Raw genomic sequence first — 961 nt, 5'->3', positions numbered from 1 at the left:
CCTCGCCGGCGTCTCCACCCGCCGAATGGACAAACTCGTCAAGACCCTCGGCATCAACAGCCTCTCGAAGTCCCAGGTCAGCCGCATGGCGGCCGATCTGGACGAGCACGTCGAGCAGTTCCGCCACCGCCCCCTGGACGAGGCCGGGCCGTTCACGTTCGTCTCCGCCGACGCACTGACGATGAAGGTCCGCGAGGGCGGACGAGTCATCAATGCCGTCGTCCTGCTCGCCACCGGCGTCAACGGCGACGGCCACCGCGAAGTCCTCGGCATCCGGGTCGCGACCAGCGAGACCGGCGCGGCCTGGAACAGCTTCTTCGCCGACCTGGTCGCCCGCGGCCTGGGCGGAGTCCGCCTGGTCACCTCCGACGCGCATGCGGGGCTGGTCGAGGCGATCGCCGCTCACCTGCCCGGAGCGTCCTGGCAGCGCTGCCGCACCCACTACGCCGCGAATCTGATGAGCATCTGCCCCAAGGGCATGTGGCCAGCCGTGAAAGCGATGCTGCACAGCGTCTATGACCAGCCCGACGCCGCGGCCGTGAATGCGCAGTTCGAGCGTCTGCTGGACTACGTCGGTGAGAAGCTCCCGGCCGTGGCCGAGCACCTCGATGCCGCCCGCGCAGACGTCCTCGCGTTCACCGCGTTTCCGAAGGATGTGTGGGTCCAGATCTGGTCGAACAACCCCACCGAGCGTCTGAACCGCGAGATCCGCCGCCGTACCGACTCGGTGGGCATCTTCCCCTCCCGCGAGGCGATCGTCCGCCTCGTCGGCGCGGTCCTGGCCGAGCAGACCGATGAATGGGCCGAAGGACGCCGCTACCTCGGCCTCGACGTCCTGGCCCGTTGCCGCCTCACCCTCACCACCAATCCCGTGAACGAGGTGAGCACCGATGCACTTCCCGCGCTGACAGCCTGATCCCTATCGCCGAAGGATCGCTACACCACTTCCGGGGACTTGACC

1 protein-coding gene is annotated in these 961 nt (G+C 68.3%); it reads left to right on the top strand.

Features of this window, described 5'->3' with window-relative positions; translation table 11 throughout:
* A partial coding sequence (locus HMPREF3159_RS10050) for an IS256 family transposase (RefSeq protein WP_070500908.1) occupies positions 1 to 916 on the top strand: 916 nt, incomplete at its 5' end.
* Between the last annotated feature and the right edge of the window lie 45 nt (positions 917 to 961).

It is taken from the genome of Brachybacterium sp. HMSC06H03 (assembly GCF_001807385.1).
Lineage (GTDB): Bacteria > Actinomycetota > Actinomycetes > Actinomycetales > Dermabacteraceae > Brachybacterium > Brachybacterium conglomeratum.
This window is presented reverse-complemented; position numbering and strand designations above follow the sequence as displayed.